Origin of the sequence: Lentzea alba (genome assembly GCF_047445655.1) — a bacterium.
Classification (GTDB): domain Bacteria; phylum Actinomycetota; class Actinomycetes; order Mycobacteriales; family Pseudonocardiaceae; genus Lentzea; species Lentzea alba_A.
Genome location: NZ_JAJAEG010000086.1, coordinates 1 through 1,557 on the forward strand (window position 1 = coordinate 1; position 1,557 = coordinate 1,557).

The 1,557-nt window shown below is 56.3% G+C and carries 1 rRNA gene (only partly in view); it reads right to left on the reverse strand.

The window, feature by feature from the left end:
* Positions 1-37: 37 nt before the first annotated feature.
* A 23S ribosomal RNA gene (locus LFM09_RS49930) occupies positions 38-1,557 on the reverse strand (its annotated part continues 1,454 nt past the right edge of the window); the annotation flags it as partial.

Sequence of the window (1,557 nt, forward strand, 5' to 3'; positions counted from 1 at the left end):
GTTCTTCCAGAACCGCACAGTGGATGCGTAGCGTCTTTGTAACAAGTCCTCGGCCTATTAGTACCAGTCAGCTCCAACCGTTACCGGTCTTCCACCTCTGGCCTATCAACCCAGTGGTCTAGCTGGGGGCCTTAACTCACGAAGAGTGGGATACCTCATCTTGGAACGAGCTTCCCGCTTAGATGCCTTCAGCGGTTATCCCTTCCGAACGTAGCCAACCAGCAATGCTCTTGGCAGAACAACTGGCACACCAGCGGTCCGTCCGTCCCGGTCCTCTCGTACTAGGGACAGCCTTCCTCAAGTATCCTACGCGCGCGGCGGATAGGGACCGAACTGTCTCACGACGTTCTAAACCCAGCTCGCGTACCGCTTTAATGGGCGAACAGCCCAACCCTTGGGACCTACTCCAGCCCCAGGATGCGACGAGCCGACATCGAGGTGCCAAACCATCCCGTCGATATGGACTCTTGGGGAAGATCAGCCTGTTATCCCCGGGGTACCTTTTATCCGTTGAGCGACCACGCTTCCACAAGCCATGGCCGGATCACTAGTTCCGACTTTCGTCCCTGCTCGACCCGTCAGTCTCACAGTCAAGCTCCCTTGTGCACTTGCACTCAACACCTGATTGCCAACCAGGCTGAGGGAACCTTTGAGCGCCTCCGTTACTCTTTGGGAGGCAACCGCCCCAGTTAAACTACCCACCAGGCACTGTCCCTGATCCGGATCACGGACCGAGGTTAGACATCCAATACGACCAGAGTGGTATTTCAACGATGACTCCACAACCACTGGCGTGGCCGCTTCACAGTCTCCCACCTATCCTACACAAGCCGAATCGAACACCAATACCAAGCTATAGTAAAGGTCCCGGGGTCTTTCCGTCCTGCCGCGCGTAACGAGCATCTTTACTCGTAATGCAATTTCGCCGGGCCTGCGGTTGAGACAGTCGAGAAGTCGTTACGCCATTCGTGCAGGTCGGAACTTACCCGACAAGGAATTTCGCTACCTTAGGATGGTTATAGTTACCACCGCCGTTTACTGGCGCTTAAGTTCTCAGCTTCGCCCCGAAGGACTAACCGGTCCCCTTAACGTTCCAGCACCGGGCAGGCGTCAGTCCATATACATCGTCTTGCGACTTCGCATGGACCTGTGTTTTTAGTAAACAGTCGCTTCTCGCTGGTCTCTGCGGCCGTCTCGCCCTAGCCTGCAAGAGGCTTCAAGCGCTACGGCCCCCCTTCTCCCGAAGTTACGGGGGCATTTTGCCGAGTTCCTTAACCACAGTTCGCCCGATCGCCTTGGTATTCTCTACCTGACCACCTGTGTCGGTTTGGGGTACGGGCCGCGTGAAAGCTCGCTAGAGGCTTTTCTCGGCAGCATGGGATCACTCTACTTCGCCTCAATCGGCTACGCATCACGTCTCAGCCTATGTGAAGCACGGATTTGCCTATGCTTCGGCCTACACGCTTGCACCAGTACTACCACTCACTGGCGGAGCTACCCTCCTGCGTCACCCCATCGCTTGACTACTACAAGTTCAGGTCCCGCGCTCCACAGTCC